This is a genomic window from Nostoc sp. (genome assembly GCF_036917675.1).
In the GTDB taxonomy this organism is placed as follows: Bacteria; Cyanobacteriota; Cyanobacteriia; order Cyanobacteriales; family Nostocaceae; genus Nostoc.
In genome coordinates, this window is record NZ_JBALCT010000004.1 from 31,541 (window position 1) to 51,114 (window position 19,574).

Below are 19,574 nucleotides of genomic sequence, written 5' to 3' on the forward strand. Positions count from 1 at the left end.
TGAACATTGCCGTAAAGATTTAAGTCTTTTCTTAAAATGAATTCATACACTGAAACAGAATTCTTTGTTGGTGCTATTCCGTACCAAATGTACGTTCAGTATTACCGGCCGAGTCAAGACCAAAATCCAGTTCCTATTGTGCTTTTACATGGCGCCTTTCATACAGGTACTTGCTTTGTGAAAACACCCGATAATCGCCAAGGTTGGGCAGCATACCTGGCAGAAAAAGGCTACCAAACTTATATTGTTGACTGGCCAGGGCATGGTCGATCGGGTTTTGTTGCAGACTTCCCCGTGATGTCATATCAACGGGTAATCGATGCTACAGTGGCGCTACTCCAACAGATTGGCCCGGCTGTGATTCTTACCCACAGTATGTCTGGTGTCGTTGGTTGGGAGACGGCACAAACTCATCCTAAACTTGTTAAAGCAATTATAGGCATTGCACCAAGTCCACCAGCCAATCTATTGCCAGTTATCACAAAAAACTCTTCTTTGGCTTTTCCCGAAGACCGTCCACGTATCCAGTCGCGTGAAGATACTAAAAAGTACTTTACCAACTCAGATACTTTTCCGCAACACGCATTTGAAAATTACTTTTGCAGTTTGCTCGCTGAGAGTGCGCGGATTAGCAACGAATGCAGAAATGTTGAACGACGAGGGCTTTATATTTGCGACCCTCAGATACTATTTGATATTCCCATCTGTGTGATTACAGGCGACCAAGACCCGCGCCATCCTCGTGAGACAGATGCAGAAACTGCAAAATACTTCCGGGGTGATTTTATTTGGCTTCCTGAAGTTGGACTCCCTGGCCACGGTCATATGCAAATGCTTGAACACGGTAACTTAGCAATTGCTGACCTGTTTATCAATTGGTTAAAGAGCAAAGGTTTATAGTTGCTGACTTTTCACGGTATCTGAAAAACCTACCCATGAGAGAGGGGGCTAGGTCTTTCGTAGGCTTTTCCACATGACCTAAATTGTCAGCTATAGTTGAAAGCTTCAAAAACAAAAACCAGTGACACAAAACTCTAAAACAGGTGCAGTATTTATTGCAGGCGGAACCATAGCAGGCGCTGGTGTTTCCGCAACAGTCGGCGGGATGGGACTAGCAGGCGGATTTGGCGCTGTTGGCATTGGTATAACTCCTGTAGTCGGTGCTGGCGCTGTGGTTGGTGCAGCTGCTTATGGCGCTTTTAAAGCGATCGCAGAAGGAGATGTTGCTGCTTTCGCTACAATGGGAATTGGTGCAGTCGGCGGTGCTGGTGTTTATAGTGTCGTCGGTGGTATGGGTTTAGTAGCGCCTAAAGTCGGGCTGGCATTTGGTATTGGTGCAGTCCCGATGGTGGGAATTGGCGCAGTGGTCGGACTCGCCGCCTATGGCATTGCCAAACTGTTAGACGAATCTGGAATTAGCGAAACTCCAGCAGAGCTTTTTGAGCGAATGGAAGAGAAAGTTTTGCAGATGGATGCCTATTCAGAAGCAGTGATGGAATTAGAAGCATGGATGGAGTTAGATTTATTTTTATCTGGTGAGAATTTCAACCAAAAATTTACTGCTTTAGAAGTTGAAAATGAGTTACAGGCGCTCAAAGTTAAATTAAAGAAAAAATCAGAATTTGTTACCCCTAAACCTTCTACTCCCAATATTGAACCAGAAATAATATCTCTGACAACCCAGCTACCTGAAAGCTGGAGATGTGTACGTACACTCAAGGGTCACATAGCGGCAGTTAATGCGATCGCTATCAGTCCTGATGGTATTACCTTGGTTAGTGGCAGTGATGACAGACAAGTTTATCTGTGGAACTTGAAAACAGGAAAATGGCTTTACACCTTCTCTGGACAAGCAGAGGCAGTTTTATCTGTAGCTATCAGCCCTGATGGACAACAAATTGCAAGTGGCAGTGTCGATCGCAAAATCAGCAGTTGGCAGATGGACCCAAAAAAATTTCTCCATACATTATTTTATTTAAACTCTCCCTATAGTCATAATGGCTTTGTTAACTCGGTAGCTTACAGTCCTGATGGGGCAATTATTGTTAGTGGTGCTGCTGATAAGACGATTAGAATTTGGGGACGCTACACGGGAACAATAAAACTCACCTTGAATGGACACTCAGATGCAGTTTTGTCTGTCACCATTAGTCCCGATGGTAAAATCCTTGCAAGTGGTAGCACTGATCAAACTATTAGGCTTTGGGATGTCAAAACTTGGCAACAGCGCTATATTTTCACCAAACATTTGGGAGCAGTAAATACACTTGCCATCAGTCTTAATAGTCAAACTCTTATTAGTGGTAGCACAGATGCCACAATAAAGCTGTGGAATCTCCAAACTGGAGAATTACTCAGTACTCTAGTTGGACACTCAGGGGCGGTTTTGTCTGTTGCCATCAGCCCCGATGGAAAAACCCTGGCCAGTGCCAGCAGAGACGGTATTATCAAACTTTGGAACCTACATACTAGGAAACTACTACAAAGTCTTTCTGGGTGTAGTCCTGTTGCTTTCAGTCCTGATGGCAAGACGCTGCTAAGTGGCGGTAATGGTGCAAGCATCAAGATTTGGAGTCAAGTGCAAAGCTTTAATAAATTTAATCTCGACTCCGTATTATCTGGGGAATGGTGGGAAGTTTTGGGTGTAGAGCAAAGTGATAATGCCAATGTCGTTAAACTTGCCTATCGTCGATTAGCAAGACAGTATCATCCTGATGTCAACAGTTCTGCGAAAGCAATTGCCTCAATGCAAGCAATTAATCAAGCTTATAAAGAATTCCAGGATCAGTTAAACGCTCACAAATATATTAACTTTGATAAATAAGTTACCAACTAAATTAAACTGATAGCACAATCTCCGATGACAAGCTACTCTCATTAGGGTAAAATATATAACTCTTCAGAAGTATTGATATCTTAAATTTTTCAAGCATTTATCTTGCATATTCTGATAAAAAGTTATAAATTATTAGATTATGGGGGAATCATCTGACATCTTAGTGTCAAAAACTAATTCTGCTCAAGTAAATATACTGCAACCAGTTTTAACTTCACGCAAACCTTAAACAGCACTGAAGATATATTTTTGTTTGGTAAAGCAAAGATTCCAGACATGAAAGAGAATAATAAATAATCTCAAAATATATCTTGTGTGACTGTTTTGAACAATCATTTTACTGCTTGCGGTGAAGAACAACAAAATTAACCAAAAAAGTAATCGATTATAAGCAAATTAACTAGCAATAAAGTGCATAAATGTCAGCAGATTTATTCATTGTTAGTTGATTAATCTTTCTGCCAATTATATTTGCTATTCAAAAAATCGTTTTTGCTATGCTGAGAGTAGCAAAAATAATAAATGAAGACGCATCTATCGCAAATTCACAACCCTTATGGAGTTATTCTGGCGATGCACCTAAACGAATTGGAAACTACTGAAAATTTAAAAGAAGTGGAAGAAGCGTGGCTAGCGTTAGAAAAGTCAATTCTTTACTATCAAGGACGCCCTGTTGGGACGGTAGCCGCTTATGATGCATCTGTAGAGGCGCTCAATTATGACCAGTGCTTTGTCCGGGATTTTGTCTCTGCGGGTCTAATTTTTCTGATCAAAGGTAGAACAGATATTGTTCGCAATTTCTTAGAAGAAACCTTAAAATTACAGCCTAAAGAAAGGGCATTAGATGCCTATAAGCCGGGACGAGGATTAATTCCAGCTAGCTTTAAAGTTGTATCAGAAAATGGGCAAGAATATTTAGAAGCAGACTTTGGTGAACATGCGATCGCTAGAGTTACACCCGTAGATTCTTGCCTCTGGTGGATTATTTTGTTGCGTGCTTATGTTGTCGCCACAGATGATTTTTCTCTAGCTTATCAACCTGAATTCCAAAATGGTATCAGGTTAATCATGGAAATCTGCTTGGCGAATCGTTTTGATATGTACCCAACCCTGTTGGTTCCAGATGGTGCTTGTATGATTGATCGTCGTATGGGCATTTATGGGCATCCTCTAGAGCTACAAGTTCTTTTTTACACGGCATTGCGTGCATCTCGTGAACTGCTAATTTGTCAAGGGAATTCCGATATTGTTGCAGCCATTGATAACCGGTTGCCTCTTTTATGTGCTCATATTCGCCAGCATTATTGGATAGATATTAATCGCCTGAATGCAATTTATCGCTTCAAAAGTGAAGAATATGGCAAGACTGCTGTTAATCTGTTCAACATATATGTAGATTCTCTTCCCTATTATGAATTAGATAAATGGCTGCCCAAAAAAGGTGGTTATCTAGCAGGTAATGTCGGTCCGTCGCAGCTAGATACTCGCTTCTTTTCACTCGGAAACTTAATGGCAATCATTTCAGACTTAGCTACCGAAGAACAGTCACAAGCGATTATGACTCTGATTGAGGAACGATGGGATGACTTAGTGGGAGATATGCCAATGAAAATTTGTTTCCCAGCTTTGCAAAATGAAGAGTATAGAATTGTAACTGGATGTGACCCCAAAAATATACCCTGGTCGTATCATAATGCAGGTAGTTGGCCAGTTTTAATGTGGATGTTGGCGGCGGCGGCGGTGAAAACTAACAAAATAAGTCTTGCACAAAAAGCGATTGAAATTGCCCAACCACGCCTCATTGATGATGAATGGCCAGAATATTATGACGGTAAGAAAGGGCGACTGATTGGGAAACAAGCCAGAAAATATCAAACTTGGACAATTACTGGGTTCTTATTAGCAAAAGAACTGATGGCAAACCCCACTTATTTACCATTAATCAGCTTTGGAAAATTACCAGCAGAACAGGTTTCTAGAGCGTGTGAGTTTGAAATCGCCAGTGTAGACCCGTACCTGACTCGATAGAGGAGTTAGGAGAGACGCGATTAATCGCGTCTGTACAGGAGTTGGGAGTTAGAATACAAAAGCCTCCTGACTTCTGAATCCTGTTTACATGACAAACCCCCGTCAACTAGCTTTTATCGCCCTGCGAGATGTTCATAAGGGGGCTTATGCTGATGTTGCCCTAGATAGAGTGCTGCAAAAAGTTAATTTGGCTGATTGCGATCGCCGCTTGGTGACAGAATTGGTTTATGGGAGCGTCAGAAGGCAGCGCACTCTTGATACTCTCATTGATCAAATCGCCAAAAAGAAATCTGATCAACAACCACAAGACCTCCGCACTATCTTACATCTGGGCTTCTACCAACTACGCTATCAACAGCGTATTCCCCCTTCAGCTGCTGTTAATACCACCGTCCAACTCGCTAAAGAAAACGGTTTTTCTGGACTCACGGGTTTTGTTAACGGTCTATTACGCCAGTACATCCGCCTTGCAGAAAAGATAAAGGGAGATCCGTTACAACTCCCAGAAAACCCAGTGGAACCCTCTGACTTTTCACCAGATATGGAAAACCTCTCTCCAAACCTCTCCCCTAAAAGGGGAGAGGCTTTGAATTCTCCCCCTTCCCTTGTAGGGAAGGGGGTTGGGGGGTTAGGTTCACTTCCAGATGAGGTGAAAAGCCAGGTGGAACGCTTAGGTATTTTACACAGCTTTCCTGACTGGATTATTCAAGTTTGGTTAGAACAATTGGGTTTGGCTGACACAGAACAACTCTGTGAATGGATGAACCAATCGCCAACAATTGACTTACGAATCAACCCACTTCGCACTTCAATCGAGGAAGTTGAGGCGGCTTTGCAATCTGCTGGTATTTTGGTGAGACGGATTCCTCATTTACCCCAAGCTTTACGATTGATTGGTAGTGCTGGGTCAATTCAAAAACTACCGGGTTTTAGAGAAGGTTGGTGGACTGTACAAGATAGTAGCGCTCAATTGGTAGGTCATTTAGTCGACCCCCAACCAGGTGAGGTGGTAATTGATGCCTGTGCTGCACCAGGGGGTAAAACAACCCACATCGCTGAATTGATGGCAGATAAGGGGAAAATTTGGGCTTGCGATCGCACTCCTTCTCGTCTTCGCAAACTCCAAGAAAATTCTCAACGGCTGAATTTACAATCTATTCAAATTTACACTGGCGACAGTCGCCATTTGGCGCAATTTCAAAACACCGCAGACCGTGTATTGCTCGATGCTCCATGTTCTGGGTTAGGAACGATGCACCGTCATGCTGATGCTCGTTGGCGACAGACACCAGAATCTGTCCGAGAACTTTCGGGGCTGCAAAAAGAATTATTAACACATACATCTACTTTTGTCAAACCTGGTGGTGTACTAGTTTATGCCACCTGTACATTGCATCCAGCAGAAAATGAAGAAGTGATTTCGGCATTTTTAGCTGAGTCACCTGATTGGCAAATTGAGTCTCCCAGTGGCGTTGAGTTACCTGATTCTGCCCATAGTACGCCTCAAGGTTGGTTTAAAGTCTGGCCCCATCGACAGGATATGGATGGCTTTTTTATGGTGCGCTTAAGAAAAACCAATAATTCCGCATGAATACTGTTTGGGATTGTACGATTTTGTGGAGGACTGAATCTACCAGAGGAGTCAGCAATGGTTTCCCCTTCCAATGTGAAAAACTTAGTTAAAATCCTGATTGGAGCAGCCTGGATTGATGGCAGAATCCAGCCAGAAGAACGGCAATATCTGCGCGAAATAGCTCAAGCAAAGGGTTTGGCTAACGATCCAGAAATTAAGCCTTGGCTGTATGAATTAGTTCCTGTAGAGCCAAAAGAATGCTATGACTGGGTGCGGGAGTATTTAGGCGATCGCCCCAGCCTTGAAGATTGCGAAAATCTGATTGAAGCCATCAGTGGCTTAATTTATAGCGATGGTGATGTTGCCGTCGAAGAAGCCAGACTTCTGACTCAATTGCAGGATATAGCGAAGCAGAATGACTCAACTCAACCAGAGCATAATTTGCTTCTCAAACAAATTCAAAAGCTTTACCGCCGTTGGGTTGAAGTGCAAAACTAACACTTAGTTATGAGTTGACAAGACGCGAATAATCGCGTCTTTAGATGATTTTTAAGTTTGGTTATTAAACTCAGCAAGAAGTGGGAGCGGCGGCTTTTGCCGATCTGAACTTCGGTGACTCATCACTCATCACTACTTTGACTTCGGTTCACCTAGACCCGGAGTTTCTTCTTTATCAACTTTCGGCACAAAATCAGGACGCTCTTTGCTTTCCCAACCTGCGGGGCGTTTCGAGTTGTACCAAGCTATTGAACCAATGCTGACAGCAGCAATAAAACCAACGACATATACCAACGTGAAAGCAAAAGGAAAATGAGGAGCAGCATCTATGGCTGGTGCTGCTGTTTGCATCAATAAATCCATGAGTATATTCTCCAAGGCTAGGTAACAGTATTTAATACGCTATAAGATGAGCGTATCACTTAACATCCCCCTGGAGTTTAGTTTAAGCAACTTTATATTAGCAGAGGAGCAGGGGGAGGATAGGTGTTAACTTAACGTCAAAGCCAGTCTAGAATCTGACAACTCAGGCTAACTAGCAACTTGGGTTACTACACTACCAAGTAAAAATTATGAGACAAAACACTTCACGTCGCTCAGTTTTACAAGGTTTGATTACCAGTGCAATTGTGATCGGATTTGATTTAACTACTCGTTCCTGGGTAACATCTGCCAGTGCCACATCTGTTTTTGAAAGCTTACCTCCCTTAGATGGAGTGCTTTACACTGATAATGCGACACTTACTGATGCCAGTATTGACTTTGGCAATATCGTGCATCGTCAACCGATAGCAGTACTTAAACCAGGCTCAATTGAGGATATTGTTCAAGTTATTCAATTCGCTCGGACTTGCAAGCTCAAGGTTGCCCCACGCGGTCAGGGTCACTCTACCTACGGTCAGTCACAAGTAGAAGTAGGCATTGTGATTGATTTAAGTACGCTCAACAAAATTCATTTCATCGGTACAGACCGAGCGATTGTTGATGCTGGAGTGGTATGGAGTCAGTTATTGCAACAAACGCTTGCTATGGGATTAACACCGCCTGTTCTTACCGATTACATAGAACTTTCTATAGGCGGTACTTTGTCAGTAGGGGGTATTGGCGGTGCAACTCATCGCTATGGTGTCCAAGTTGACAATGTTTTAGAACTGAAGGTAGTTACTGGTATTGGTCGTCTCGAAACTTGTTCGCTGTTGTACAATCGCAATCTCTTTACAGCAGTACTAGCAGGGCTAGGTCAATGTGGAATTATCGTACAGGCAACTATTAAGCTAATTCCCGCCACTACCAATGCCCGTGTGTTTCAGTTGTATTATGACAATTTAGCTACCTTTACTCATGACCAACGCTTAATCATCAATGATGAGCGTTTCAACTATGTAGAAGGTCAATTAGTTTCTAATAATGCTGGTGGATGGCGTTATCTGCTAGAAGCGGCTAGCTTTTACAGTCCTCCAAGCATACCTAATAACAGTTTGTTAATTACGGGTTTAAATTATACTCGCGGTACAGAACAAATAGAGGATAAAACTTACTTTGATTTTCTCAACCGTTTAGCTCCTACAGTTGCCTTCCTCAAATCTATTGGTGTTTGGTCTTATCCTCATCCTTGGTTAGATTTGTTTGTACCTAGTAGCGCAGTTAACAGTTTTGTTGGTGAGGTTGCTGCCAACTTAACCCTAGCTGATACGGGCCAAGGGACAATTCTGCTATATCCAGTTAAAACAAACCGTTTTCACCTACCCTTGTTCCGGGTTCCCAGAGAAGAGATTGTGTTTCTCTTTTCTATTTTGCGAACAGCAGCACCACCAGAAGATGCTGTAGTTACACGGATGCTGTCTGATAATCGCAAACTATTTGAGCAAAACCGTGACTTGGGTGGTTACAAATATTCAGTAGATGCTATTCCCTTTTCCAAAAAGGATTGGCAGCAGCATTTTGGTCGAGTTTGGGGAAATCTGGTAAGTGCAAAGCAACGTTACGATCCAGATAATTTACTAACGCCAAGTCAGGGCATTTTCGCAAACTGTTAGCCCAAACTTTTCCTCTCTTGCCTAGTTTACCGCCGTAGGCATCGCTACTCGCATTTGCTTGAATGCTTTAGCTGAAGCACTCGCTATTGCTGAGGAGGTCTAAGTCTATCCCGCCAGCTAGGCTGTGGTGATGAAGAACCTGAAGAACCGGAACTATTTGCCGGAGAGGACTCTCGCTGAGTTCTTCGAGGCGGGGGAGAATCAGATTCGACTCTTCTAGTTCGCCGCCGTGGAGTAGATGATTCTGAAGAGGAGTTACTGGAACTTGATTCTTCGCTGCGATCGCGTCTTCTCCGTCTTGGGGTAGAATCACCAGATTGCTGTTCTTCTTGAGAATAGCTCCTCCTGCTTCTACGTCTTTTGGATGAGCCGCTATCCTCAGAATTAGAATTTCTCGAACTTTCCCCTTCTGAGTCATCATCAGAGGATATAGAACGATTCAGCATTTGTTTAGGCTTGATGGCCTGGGCTTTGATCGTGCCTTTGCGACCTTCTAAGTTTGGTCGTTTGGGAAACTTTTCTACGGGCATCCCCTCTGCCGCTTTTTCCATAAATTCGTGCCAAGTGTAAGCTGCACTGCCACTACTGCCGTCTGTGGGGTGGTTATCATCGTTACCTAGCCAGACTCCTGTCACCATCTGGGGAATGTAGCCAATAAACCATAAATCGCGGGCTTCATCGGAAGTGCCGGTTTTGCCAGCAACCGGTCTATTATCTAATTGAGCAGCACCACCAGTCCCCGCTTCCACAACATTGCGTAGCATCCAAGTCATGATGGCGGCACTGTCTGCGTCAAGGGCGCGTTGAGACTTGAAATTAGCTGACCAGATAACTTTGCCTTGACGGTTGATGATCCGGCTAATACCATGAGGCTCTGTATGCAATCCTTGAGTTGCAAAACTGCCATAAGCGCTGGTCAATTCCAGGAGATTCACTTCATTCGAGCCGAGTGCTAACGAGTAGGTGGGCTTGAGTTCAGATTTTATTCCCATATCATGGGCAAGTTTAATCGTTGGCGTAAATCCCACATCAATCAACACCTTTACCGCAATAATATTAACTGAGCGGGTGAGGGCATCGCGGATGTTCATTGAACCGTGGAAGTTTTCACTATAATTTTTCGGTTCATAGCCGTCTACGACAAAGGGTGCATCCTCGTAGCTATCGTAGGGGCTTTTACCGCTAGCGATCGCCGTGGCATATACAAACCCTTTAAATGTCGATCCTGGCTGCCGTTGTGCCTGAGTAACTCGATTAAACTGGTTTTTACCAAAGTCTTTTCCCCCAACCATTGCCTTAATTTCACCGTTCCGGGGGTCAATGGCCACCATTGCTGCTTGCTTAAAGTTTTCCCAGCGTCCTTGATTTCGCAGTGTTTTAGCTACTGCCTCGTCTGCCACCTTCTGCCAAGTTGGATTCAGCGTAGTTTCTACTACTAAACCCCCACTTTTTAGCACATCCGGGGAAACGTACTTCGGCAATTCTTTTTGGATGTAGCTGGTAAAGTAGGGTGATTCTACTTGCATTCGCTTAGGTAAACTACTTTTTAGGGTTAGTGGCTCCTGAAGCGCTGCCAGCCTTTGTTCTGGCGTAATCACTCCATCTTCTTGCATCCGTTGCAATACCAAGTCCCGCCGCCGTTTTGCCGCTACTGGATTCTTGTCTGGGGCGTATAAGCTGGGGGCGGGAGCTAATCCCGCAATCGTTGCCATTTCTGCCAGGGAAAGCTGATCTGGTGATTTACTAAAGTATACCCAGGCTGCATCTGTCACACCATAAGCTCCAGATCCCAAATAAACCAGATTCAGATAACGCTCTAGAATCTGATCTTTGGTTAATTCTTGCTCCATTTTTTGGGCTAGGCGGACTTCTTTGAGTTTGCGCCAGATTGTCTGTTCTTGTTTCAAAAAGAGAATCCGCGTTAGCTGTTGGGTAATAGTGCTACCACCTTCTACCACACCTTGCGATCGCAAATTATTCAAACTCGCTCTGACAATCCCTTGCGGATCAACTCCGTTGTGTTGTCTAAATCTTCTATCTTCTGAGGCGATGAAAGCTTTTTTTAAATTATCTGGTATTTGTTCCAGCTTTAGCTGTTCTCTGGTCGCTTCACCTTGTTGTTGTAATATGGTGCCATCAGCAGCTTTGATGGTTAGTGTTTGCTCTCTCAGCACGGCAGTCAACTGTGCCTGATCTGGCAAAGTCCGATCTATTAAACTGACACCGTAGAGCAAGGCAACTATCCCACCACCTACACTTAAACCTGCCCAAAACCAGATGCGACGATAGAGTGGTTTACGGACAGTTGCTTGATTGGACTTCATCTTAGATGGGAAAATTTTCATTTTGCTCAGTAACTGCCTCGTCTGCGCCAGATATGCTGGTGATAAGCTGTCATTCGTTCCTCCTTGTCCAGAGTGACTCAAAGAATTAGTTGGTCTTCGCTTGAACCAGGAGGTAAGCTTCCGCTCTCTGAAACTTACTCAATTCTGCTTACGCAAAAGTGAAGTTCAGTTTCTAGCTTGGAGCATGGGAGCGGTGAGCCATCGCTAGACTTGCACGATTGAGCTATCCGTGCGTAGTTTAAAATATTAATGCTGGCATTCAAGTCACGGTCAATAGACAGATTGCAGGAATTGCACTCATAAACCCTTTGACTTAAAGGGATAGATTGTTTAGAGACTAGCGCGGCACGGAGAAATCAGAGTTTGAGAGATATTTTGCGTAAGTCCTATAGTAAAAACTATCTAACCACCATCAATCAGCTTGGGGGTTATAGCACTACCATAGTGTTAGTATAATATCCTATAAATAATTAACTAAATTCACTATAAAATAATGTTTTTGAGATTTAGTGAATTTAATCTTGTAAAAATGCTGCAATTTTGAGAAATATTTGGAAGATAAGAACTATTGACATTTTCTGGAACAGGTATAACGAAGTATCCGCAAAGACAGCCGCAAAACAGCTTACTTAAGGATAATGCGATGACTACGGTGGTAACAGAGCTTGGCTGTCCTGAGCCTACGCCGCAAGGCCAAAGTACTGGCTACGCCGAAGCAAAGCCCAGACGAAGCGCCCTTGCCCTTGGTAGTAATATCGGCGATTCACAGACAATTTTATCAGCAGCTATAGAGACTTTAGCCCAAACGCCAGGTATTCTCTTCGAAGCCAGATCCAATTGGTACAAAACCAAAGCCGTAGGGCCACCACAGCCAGATTACCTAAATGGCTGCGTAACATTGCAGGTAGAAATACTACCCCAGCAGTTATTAGAAATTTTGTTAGGAATTGAACAACAATTTGGGCGTGTACGTCAGGAACGCTGGGGGCCACGAATCCTAGATTTGGATTTGTTATTATATGATGACTTGATTGTGGATACACCAAATCTCCAGATTCCCCATCCACGAATGCGGGATCGGGCTTTTGTGTTAGTACCACTGGCTGAAATTGCCCCAGATTGGGTAGAACCTGTTTCTGGGTGTGTTATTAAAGAACTGCTGAAAGAGGTAGACTCTTCTGATGTACATTTATGGATGGGCAATTAAAATTACCATCCTTAAACGCAGAAGAACGCTGATTTCACCTCAGTATTCACAGATAATCAGATTTTACTATGCCATTAGGTAGAGAATTACCACAACTGCTAAAGCAACGCCTCTTTTATAAAGGACGCAAGTTTGATTTTGAAGTCAATCGCTTGCGTTTGCCGAATAAATCGGAAGGAGAATGGGAATGTATTCGTCACCCTGGTGGCGCTCTAGCTGTGCCGGTGACACCAGAGGGTAAACTTGTACTCGTGCGCCAGTATCGTTTTGCAATTCAGGGACGGATATTAGAATTTCCGGCGGGGACTGTGGAAGCAAATGAAGAGCCTTTAGAAACGATACAGCGTGAAATCGCAGAAGAAACTGGCTATAGTGCCAAAAAATGGGACAACCTAGGCGAATTTTTCCTAGCTCCTGGCTATTCTGATGAGATTATCTATGCTTTTCTGGCGCGAGATTTGGAAAAGCTGGAAACACCACCACCACAAGATAAAGACGAGGATATCGAAACTGTGTTTTTGACTCCCGAAGAGTTAGAGAAAGCTATTTTGGAGGGAGAGCCGGTAGATGCTAAATCAATATCTAGCTTTTTTCTGGCGCGTCCGTTTTTAGTTTAGTACCAATATGCTGCTAGAGTTAGCGATGCCTACGGCGGGCTACACCTACGCAGATGCCTACGGTGCAGGTTTTGAATATGCTGAGGAGATGATTGTTAACAACGATTTGAGTCGATACGTTGAACATACGCGTTTTCGACTCATCCTTGGCAGCTAAACTGATGATACCCAAATGAGCATTGCTGTTGCGGAAGTGATTGTGGCTCTTGCAGCGTGGACACCAGAAGTTTTAGCCGATAGTTTTGTTAGAGCCTTTAAACGCGATCAGAGAAAAGGTTATTCTCGAAGTTTATACCATTTTTTAGTAGAAATTCAGGATGAGCAAGAGTTTTTAACAAAAATTCGCCCTGACAGCGATAAAAGTAGCGCAGCAATGCGTGCAGCGTCCATAGGTATTTACCCACACCAGAAAAAGTTATTGAGGCGCCAACAATTCAAGCAACAATTACCCACAATACACCCGATGGGATCAGTGCTGCCGTTGCAGCTGCCCTGATGTCACATTATTTTATCTCTCAACTGGGAGCAAAACGCAAATTAGGACAGTTTCTCAAAGGTTATGTATCTGGAGAGTGGTGAGCCTATGCACCTTGATAAACTCTGCTACTCTTAGTGAGTAATATTGCAAGGTAGACCGCTCCCATAAGTTGTGATACCGCTACAATTGCAATATTGATAACTAAAGCTTAAGTATGGTTACACCAACTTCAATATTGCTGATGACACCTTAAGCATTCAAAGGCAAAAACACAAGGCTACGGTGTACACACAAGTCGAAAAATGCTCTACCCAGATTTTTCTCGGAGTGAAACTGTCACGCAGACAGGCAATCCCGCCCAGAACTGAAGTTCAGGACTTCAGCTATGAGACTCGGAATTTATTCCGAGGCGGGATACAAACGCAGTGCCAGATTTATTAATAAAGATATGACTGCGGCAAGACTTGTGTGTACACCATAGCCTTACTAAGGAGAGGGATTAAAGATAGGACAGGGTGAGGTTCTTTTATTATGGGCAATTCAGCGGACATGATATCAAGAAGCAATAGGGCTGCAAGCATAAGCTGACTTTATCAGCTAATCAGTGATATCTGCACATTTGTTTGACAAATCTATGACAAATTTATGACGGAAATGTGACAAGATAGATTTACTTAAAAGTAACAACTTCTTGACTTGTTGTATATAAAATTAATGATATTGTGGATGTTTCTATCTTAATATCGGTAAATACTGTTACTACAAAGGATACATTTGTTATATCTGATGTGGCGAGAGCAATTTCATGCGACTCCTTCCCTAAAACTGTATTCTTTAATACAGTTTTAGGGAAGAAGGAAATAAATAATTAGTCAAATTTATTAGTTTATTCCTGTAAGGGAACATTCATATTTTTCACAATATCAGGGTTTTTGATATTAGAGAAATGTGGTTAAGGACTTGGAGAAAAACTTCTTCTTTGTTATTGATGCCGCCGCAACTATCGTAACGTGATGGACTGTGGATTTTGAGACAATCAGGCTCAAGTTGATTTGGCATCAATACCTTCATATTCTTCCTCAGCAGCTTGACTGAGAATTGAGATTTTGGTTGTTGAAAAATACTTATCTTGATGGAGGTTTTACTGAGTGGGTAACAAGAGAAGCAGACTAAAAACTGTCTTATTTAAGGCTTGTAGTTCTTTGGGAAAAAACAGCCGAAATTGGCTCAACATATTTGGCTATTTGGTAACAAGCTTTTGGGGCTTTTTCGTGAAGGCGGGATCTACCCCAGTCAAAAAAGGCTTTTTCCGGCTTAAGCATCAGCAATTCCCCACAATGAAGAAATTGCCGATGACTGTTGGGCAAAGTCAGCAAGTTAACAAGTTGGCACGATTGAGACAGCGTTTACGTGAGCCAGAATGGAGGCGCTACGGTTACTTACTACTGCTGGGCAAGGCAATGGCGATCGCTATGCTATTCATGGTATTAGCCTTCATCCCCAATCTGATGGGAACACCAGCTCTAGCAGCCGATCCAGTACTCAGAGGCAATGACATCGTTAACCCGATTAATACCCTCTGGACGCTACTAGCAGCCTTCCTAGTATTTGCAATGCAAGTAGGTTTTACGATGCTGGAAGCAGGTTTCTGTCGCTCTCGTGAAACCGTCAACGTCTTGATGGAGTGCATCGTTGACACTTGTCTTTGCGGGTTACTGTTCTATGCCTGGGGCTTTGCCTTCATGTTCAGTCATGGTAACGGCTTGATTGGACTGAATTGGTTTTTCTTGCAAGGATCTCCTGCCACGTATGAAAGTACAGGCGTAGCGTTTCTGGCGTTCTGGCTGTTTCAGTTCGCCTTTGCAGACACCTGCTCGACCATTACCTCTGGGGCGATGATTGGGCGGACAGGGTTTATTGGCGATCTTTTCTACAGCATTGGCGTTTCTGGATTCATCTACCCAATTATCGGACACTGGGCTTGGGGACCAGACGGTTTTCTGGCAACAATGGGCAGCAAAGATGGTTTCCTGCCTTTCTTGGGAATTGGCTTCCATGACTTTGCAGGCTCTACAGTTGTTCACACCATTGGGGGATTCATTGCCCTGGCGGGTGCGATCGCCCTCGGTCCGCGTTTGGGTCGTCGGTTCAAGCGCGACGGTGGCGGGCCGATGTTACCCCATGACCTTGTAATTGCTGCTTCCGGCGGTCTGATTCTGTGGTTCGGCTGGTACGGTTTCAACCCCGGCTCGACACTCTCGGCGATGGACTTTGTGGGGACTGGACGCGTTGCTGCTAATACGACCTTGGCAGCATGTGCAGGCGGTCTATCGGCACTGTTTTTCGGATATCCGAAAACAAAAAAGTGGGATTTGAGTTTCACAGTCAACGGTTTCTTGGCGGGCTTGGTTGCGATCACTTGCCCTTGCTATTGGGTTAATCCGACAGGTTCTATCTTCATTGGGGCGGTAGCTGGCGTAATTGTAATTCTCGGAATAGACCTTTTGGAATGGCTTCGGATTGACGACCCAATCGGTGCAGTTCCTGTACATGGTTTTTGCGGAATCTGGGGAACGTGGTCGCTGGGCTTGTTTGCCACTGGTGAATTCGGCGCGACTGGCCCCATCTCACCTGATGTCTCTGCACCGTTAAGAGGTCTATTGTATGGTGGAGGGATACAAGTGTTGAGCGCACAAGTTATCGGCAACCTAATCATTACTGTGTCTACATTCGCTGTGGCAATGGGGTTGATGTACTTGGTAAATTTGACAGGGACACTGCGTGTATCGAAAGAAGGCGAATTGGAAGGTTTGGATTTACACGAGCATGGTCTACCAGCCTACCCTGAATATGTCATTAGTTCATCAGCTAACCCTGGCAGCTCTCCATTAGAAGAAGTGAATAAATAGAAAGCAAAGCCAGGTGTACCCTAAAGAGAGATCATGTCAAAAATTCATCAGTCTCTATCCCCATCACTCGGTGGGGCTTTTTTATGGAGAAAAAGTCGTTTTTTGGTAGTATGACGACATCACCACAGAATTGCGATCGCAAAATCAACCTGAATTCATTACTCATGTTCAGTTAGGAGAGTAGCAATACTCTTCTTTGTGTCCTTGAATAAATTTGCTCAAATCAATGCCCAAATAATGTTAATCAGGACTTTGTAAAAAGAATTGGACGCAATTAAGATCATCTGAGCTAGCGACTCTATCTTTCTGATCTGGGTGATGCGATGTCTACTGCGAGGAAACTAACCTTTTCAAATACTACGGTTTTTCGATACTATTACAGTAATTCAGGTAAATATAAAGCTAACTAACCTTCGCTAGCTCCAAGTTGGGGTAGTAAAGTACACATTGATAGCTTAACTATATACCTGTATATTAAACACATTAACTGCTCAGTCAGCAACTTGCTACTTATTGATAATAGTGTTTTATTACCTTGGCTAGAGTGAGATGAAAATTGACTTTGAGCCAAAGTTATAAGAGCATGACAGGAAGAAGCTTACAACTCCTAAATATGTGTCCCTATGCAAGACGCATAAATGTTTAATACAGATGATAAAAATTACAACTTTTAACAGTGCCGGTAAACTGACTGCTCTTTTGTTTTTGATAACTCTCTTCCTCACACCTTGTGTGATTGTAAATGCAGGAGAACGTGGTGTATTGATGAAATTTGGCGAAGTCCAAAACCAGATATTAGGAGAAGGACTTCACTTAATTATTCCTGTAGTCAATACTGTGAAAAAGTTGAGTATTCGAGTCCAAAAACAGGAAATCTCAGATGAGGCTTCTTCCAAAGATTTACAAAATGTTTTCACTGATGTAGCTCTCAATTGGCATATTCTTCCCCAAGAAGCAAATGCCATTTTTCAAGAAATTGGAGATGAACAAGATGTAGTCATTCGGATTATTAACCCAGCAGTTGAAGAAGTACTAAAAGCAGTAATGGCAAAGTATACTGCTGAAGAAATTATTACTAAACGAGGAGAAGTCAAAGGTGCAGTAGATGATGCCTTGTCCACACGACTAGGTAGCTATCACGTTGCAGTTGATGATATTTCTCTAATTCATGTCCATTTTTCAGAACGATTTGGTGAGGCGGTGGAGGCGAAGCAGATTGCTGAACAAGAAGCAAAACAAGCAGAGTTTATCGCCCTGAAAGCAACAAAACAGGCTGAGGCAAAAGTTAATTTAGCCAAAGGAGAAGCTGAGGCACATAGATTATTACGTGATGGTTTAACTCCAGAAATCCTGCAAAGGCAAGCAATAGAAAAATGGAATGGTAAGCTGCCATTAATTCTCAGTAAGGAGGCTCCAAAATTGTTTGATTTAAGTGAAATTTTAAAATTTGATAAAAATTGAGATTCTTTTTAATGAAATATCTGCTACATAAGACATAGGGGCGCACAACTGTCATACGTGTCAACTTAACGTAAAAACCAGTCTAGACAAAACTTTCATAGATTCTCTCGTTCCCAGTCGGAGACTGGGAATGCCTATATGAGGCTCCGCCTCAAGACTAGCGGCAGAGCCGCAATTGAAGAGCATTTCCAGCCTTCTTGCTGGAAACGAGGTTTTAGAGGGATTTTTCCTTAAGCTGACACCAATGCACAGATGTGCGCCCCTACAACCGATTCATTTGTATAAAAGTGATAGACTAAATTAACTGTTGGAGAATAAAATGGGAGAATCGAGAATCTTCAACTGGATCAATAGCATAATCAACAGCGTATAAAGTGTTGAAGAAATTAGACCAGTAAATAATTCTTTTTTGAGGTTATGCTCTTGAGGTTCTTTTTGAAAAATGTCCTTAGAACCGAATTGCATCAAGAGAATTCCCACAATATTAGAGAGCCAGTATCCGATAATTGAACAAGGTAGAAGTAATTTTGGGGAAAGTAAACTACAAGCATACCCAAAACCATAAGCTATTGGCAGATTGAATAGTAGGTCATTCCACCAACATAGTGGTGACAACAAATATCCCAGTACCAGAAAAAATCCACCTCTGAGTTTTTTGAAAATGTCTTTTTTGAACTCTTTTGGAGTAGACTGTTGTAATTGCTCCAGGGCTGTATCTCCTGTTACATTCAACTCTTGACTGACGTTTTGGAAGCTTTCCATAAAAATCCACTATTCCTACCGGATTAGTGTAGCTTAATATATAAACTAAACTAAAGTCTAGTATCATGAGTGATAATATTTTGGCTTTTTGCTGCTGAAAGTTTTGCCACTGCATAGTTTCAGCAAAATAGTAAAAAGCAAAATTGAGGTTTAAATCAGCTGTAACTTAACAATATCTGATTTCTACTAGAGGTGCATGAGTCACTTCGCTTCTTGCAGAATCTGGGCTTTTGCTTCGGTATTTGAGCGAAATAGAACGATTTAAACAAAATTTAGACAATCAACGCTATTTTTCGCTCAATAGGTTTCAAAATCAGAATATATCTTTCTAAATTATAATACTAATACTGAAATGGCCAGAGCTTGCTTATGGTAGGTGGGTTGATGTTGAGGAGCAAAATTTTTATATTTTTGCATATAGCCGGGGCAAAAATTTGAACTAATAATAGCTACAATAAAAGTACTGAGGCATTTTAATAGGAAAATGACAGATTTAACTCCAAATAGTACATTTTTAATAGCAGGAATTGTTTTTATAACGATTGCCGTCATCGGGCAATCTAAATTAGGTTTTATTGAAATTAATCCCGGTTGTTTTGGGAGATTTTTGGCTCTATTTATTGGGATTTCCAGCCTATTATATGCTTTGGGATTACTCAATTTTTCAGCCGAAACCCTTGACTTATTAAGAACTTCTCTGACAGAACAAATTAAACAGAGTCTAAGTTCAATTAATGACCTTTTTCAAGGGTCGTAATTTATTTTTGGGTGTATATCAATACTTTTACTCAAACCTAACCCCCCAGCCCCTTTTCTATTAGGGA

19 protein-coding genes are annotated in these 19,574 nt (G+C 42.6%); 13 read left to right on the forward strand and 6 right to left on the reverse strand.

The genetic code is table 11. The features are described 5' to 3' along the window. Positions 1-36: 36 nt before the first annotated feature. The 5 genes from V7K31_RS01670 (at position 37) to V7K31_RS01690 (ending at position 6,935) form a co-directional block, all read left to right on the forward strand. Positions 37-900, forward strand: coding sequence for an alpha/beta fold hydrolase (locus V7K31_RS01670; RefSeq protein WP_335092204.1), 864 nt, complete (start codon positions 37-39; stop codon positions 898-900). A 121-nt stretch (positions 901-1,021) separates the two neighbouring features. Then, positions 1,022-2,824, forward strand: coding sequence for a DnaJ domain-containing protein (locus V7K31_RS01675; protein ID WP_335092206.1), 1,803 nt, complete (start codon positions 1,022-1,024; stop codon positions 2,822-2,824). Positions 2,825-3,409: 585 nt separating this feature from the next. Beyond that, positions 3,410-4,864 carry a glycoside hydrolase 100 family protein gene (locus V7K31_RS01680; RefSeq protein WP_335092242.1) on the forward strand — a complete coding sequence of 485 codons (1,455 nt, stop codon included), beginning with the start codon at positions 3,410-3,412 and terminating at the stop codon, positions 4,862-4,864. Between the two features lie 88 nt (positions 4,865-4,952). Beyond that, complete coding sequence (locus V7K31_RS01685; protein WP_335092207.1) at positions 4,953-6,455, forward strand: 16S rRNA (cytosine(967)-C(5))-methyltransferase; 1,503 nt, start codon at positions 4,953-4,955, stop codon at positions 6,453-6,455. A 57-nt stretch (positions 6,456-6,512) separates the two neighbouring features. Then, the gene (locus tag V7K31_RS01690) at positions 6,513-6,935 is read left to right on the forward strand and encodes a tellurite resistance TerB family protein (RefSeq protein WP_334833624.1); all 423 of its coding nucleotides are present in this window, start codon (positions 6,513-6,515) and stop codon (positions 6,933-6,935) included. Positions 6,936-7,067: 132 nt separating this feature from the next. On the opposite strand, the gene psb35 is transcribed toward V7K31_RS01690, so the two are convergent. Next, entirely contained in the window at positions 7,068-7,298 is a 231-nt protein-coding gene (psb35, locus tag V7K31_RS01695) for a photosystem II assembly protein Psb35 (RefSeq protein WP_334947991.1), read from the reverse strand. Positions 7,299-7,507: 209 nt separating this feature from the next. Here psb35 and V7K31_RS01700 point away from each other — a divergent pair, with 209 nt between their 5' ends. Beyond that, on the forward strand, positions 7,508-8,971 hold the full coding sequence (locus V7K31_RS01700; protein ID WP_335092209.1) for an FAD-binding protein: 1,464 nt from the start codon (positions 7,508-7,510) through the stop codon (positions 8,969-8,971). Positions 8,972-9,054: 83 nt separating this feature from the next. Here V7K31_RS01700 and V7K31_RS01705 read toward each other — a convergent pair whose 3' ends face one another. Beyond that, positions 9,055-11,316 (reverse strand): transglycosylase domain-containing protein, encoded by a 2,262-nt coding sequence (locus V7K31_RS01705; protein WP_335092243.1) that lies wholly within the window; start codon positions 11,314-11,316, stop codon positions 9,055-9,057. Between the two features lie 134 nt (positions 11,317-11,450). Continuing rightward, positions 11,451-11,639 (reverse strand): zinc ribbon domain-containing protein, encoded by a 189-nt coding sequence (locus V7K31_RS31735; RefSeq protein WP_442941188.1) that lies wholly within the window; start codon positions 11,637-11,639, stop codon positions 11,451-11,453. 245 nt (positions 11,640-11,884) lie between these two features. Here V7K31_RS31735 and folK point away from each other — a divergent pair, with 245 nt between their 5' ends. From folK to V7K31_RS01725, 4 genes are all read left to right on the forward strand, one after another. Then, positions 11,885-12,523, forward strand: coding sequence for a 2-amino-4-hydroxy-6-hydroxymethyldihydropteridine diphosphokinase (gene folK / locus V7K31_RS01710; RefSeq protein WP_442941183.1), 639 nt, complete (start codon positions 11,885-11,887; stop codon positions 12,521-12,523). A 68-nt stretch (positions 12,524-12,591) separates the two neighbouring features. Continuing rightward, on the forward strand, positions 12,592-13,140 hold the full coding sequence (locus V7K31_RS01715; protein WP_335092211.1) for an NUDIX hydrolase: 549 nt from the start codon (positions 12,592-12,594) through the stop codon (positions 13,138-13,140). A gap of 7 nt (positions 13,141-13,147) precedes the next feature. Continuing rightward, positions 13,148-13,297 carry a hypothetical protein gene (locus V7K31_RS01720; protein WP_335092213.1) on the forward strand — a complete coding sequence of 50 codons (150 nt, stop codon included), beginning with the start codon at positions 13,148-13,150 and terminating at the stop codon, positions 13,295-13,297. Between the two features lie 15 nt (positions 13,298-13,312). Further along, the gene (locus tag V7K31_RS01725; protein ID WP_335092215.1) at positions 13,313-13,636 is read left to right on the forward strand and encodes a hypothetical protein; all 324 of its coding nucleotides are present in this window, start codon (positions 13,313-13,315) and stop codon (positions 13,634-13,636) included. Between the two features lie 897 nt (positions 13,637-14,533). Here V7K31_RS01725 and V7K31_RS01730 read toward each other — a convergent pair. Beyond that, positions 14,534-14,689 (reverse strand): hypothetical protein, encoded by a 156-nt coding sequence (locus V7K31_RS01730; RefSeq protein WP_335092217.1) that lies wholly within the window; start codon positions 14,687-14,689, stop codon positions 14,534-14,536. Between the two features lie 200 nt (positions 14,690-14,889). Here V7K31_RS01730 and V7K31_RS01735 point away from each other — a divergent pair, with 200 nt between their 5' ends. Beyond that, a complete protein-coding gene (locus V7K31_RS01735; RefSeq protein WP_335092218.1) occupies positions 14,890-16,527 on the forward strand; it encodes an ammonium transporter in 1,638 nt (545 codons plus the stop codon). 31 nt (positions 16,528-16,558) lie between these two features. On the opposite strand, the gene V7K31_RS01740 is transcribed toward V7K31_RS01735, so the two are convergent. Continuing rightward, positions 16,559-16,693: a hypothetical protein gene (locus tag V7K31_RS01740; RefSeq protein ID WP_335092219.1), complete on the reverse strand. Its 135-nt coding sequence runs from the start codon at positions 16,691-16,693 to the stop codon at positions 16,559-16,561. Positions 16,694-17,178: 485 nt separating this feature from the next. Here V7K31_RS01740 and V7K31_RS01745 point away from each other — a divergent pair, with 485 nt between their 5' ends. Beyond that, a complete protein-coding gene (locus V7K31_RS01745; RefSeq protein ID WP_335092220.1) occupies positions 17,179-17,988 on the forward strand; it encodes a prohibitin family protein in 810 nt (269 codons plus the stop codon). Positions 17,989-18,288: 300 nt separating this feature from the next. On the opposite strand, the gene V7K31_RS01750 is transcribed toward V7K31_RS01745, so the two are convergent. Then, positions 18,289-18,750: a hypothetical protein gene (locus tag V7K31_RS01750; protein ID WP_335092221.1), complete on the reverse strand. Its 462-nt coding sequence runs from the start codon at positions 18,748-18,750 to the stop codon at positions 18,289-18,291. A 484-nt stretch (positions 18,751-19,234) separates the two neighbouring features. On the opposite strand from V7K31_RS01750, the gene V7K31_RS01755 reads away from it, so the two are divergent. Next, positions 19,235-19,507 (forward strand): hypothetical protein, encoded by a 273-nt coding sequence (locus V7K31_RS01755; RefSeq protein ID WP_334833649.1) that lies wholly within the window; start codon positions 19,235-19,237, stop codon positions 19,505-19,507. Positions 19,508-19,574: the final 67 nt, after the last annotated feature.

Excerpts from the sequence above, each read along its gene's own strand:
- V7K31_RS01755 (WP_334833649.1), top strand. The coding sequence starts at position 19,235 with ATGACAGATTTAACTCCAAATAGTACATTTTTAATAGCAGGAATTGTT.
- V7K31_RS01720 (WP_335092213.1), top strand. The coding sequence starts at position 13,148 with ATGCTGCTAGAGTTAGCGATGCCTACGGCGGGCTACACCTACGCAGAT.
- V7K31_RS01690 (WP_334833624.1), top strand. The coding sequence starts at position 6,513 with ATGGTTTCCCCTTCCAATGTGAAAAACTTAGTTAAAATCCTGATTGGA.
- V7K31_RS01750 (WP_335092221.1), bottom strand. The coding sequence starts at position 18,750 with ATGGAAAGCTTCCAAAACGTCAGTCAAGAGTTGAATGTAACAGGAGAT.
- V7K31_RS01705 (WP_335092243.1), bottom strand. The coding sequence starts at position 11,316 with ATGAAAATTTTCCCATCTAAGATGAAGTCCAATCAAGCAACTGTCCGT.
- psb35 (WP_334947991.1), bottom strand. The coding sequence starts at position 7,298 with ATGGATTTATTGATGCAAACAGCAGCACCAGCCATAGATGCTGCTCCT.
- V7K31_RS01745 (WP_335092220.1), top strand. The coding sequence starts at position 17,179 with ATGATAAAAATTACAACTTTTAACAGTGCCGGTAAACTGACTGCTCTT.
- V7K31_RS01680 (WP_335092242.1), top strand. The coding sequence starts at position 3,410 with ATGCACCTAAACGAATTGGAAACTACTGAAAATTTAAAAGAAGTGGAA.
- V7K31_RS01740 (WP_335092219.1), bottom strand. The coding sequence starts at position 16,693 with ATGAGTAATGAATTCAGGTTGATTTTGCGATCGCAATTCTGTGGTGAT.
- V7K31_RS01685 (WP_335092207.1), top strand. The coding sequence starts at position 4,953 with ATGACAAACCCCCGTCAACTAGCTTTTATCGCCCTGCGAGATGTTCAT.
- V7K31_RS01700 (WP_335092209.1), top strand. The coding sequence starts at position 7,508 with ATGAGACAAAACACTTCACGTCGCTCAGTTTTACAAGGTTTGATTACC.
- V7K31_RS01670 (WP_335092204.1), top strand. The coding sequence starts at position 37 with ATGAATTCATACACTGAAACAGAATTCTTTGTTGGTGCTATTCCGTAC.
- V7K31_RS01725 (WP_335092215.1), top strand. The coding sequence starts at position 13,313 with ATGAGCATTGCTGTTGCGGAAGTGATTGTGGCTCTTGCAGCGTGGACA.
- V7K31_RS01730 (WP_335092217.1), bottom strand. The coding sequence starts at position 14,689 with ATGAAGGTATTGATGCCAAATCAACTTGAGCCTGATTGTCTCAAAATC.
- V7K31_RS01715 (WP_335092211.1), top strand. The coding sequence starts at position 12,592 with ATGCCATTAGGTAGAGAATTACCACAACTGCTAAAGCAACGCCTCTTT.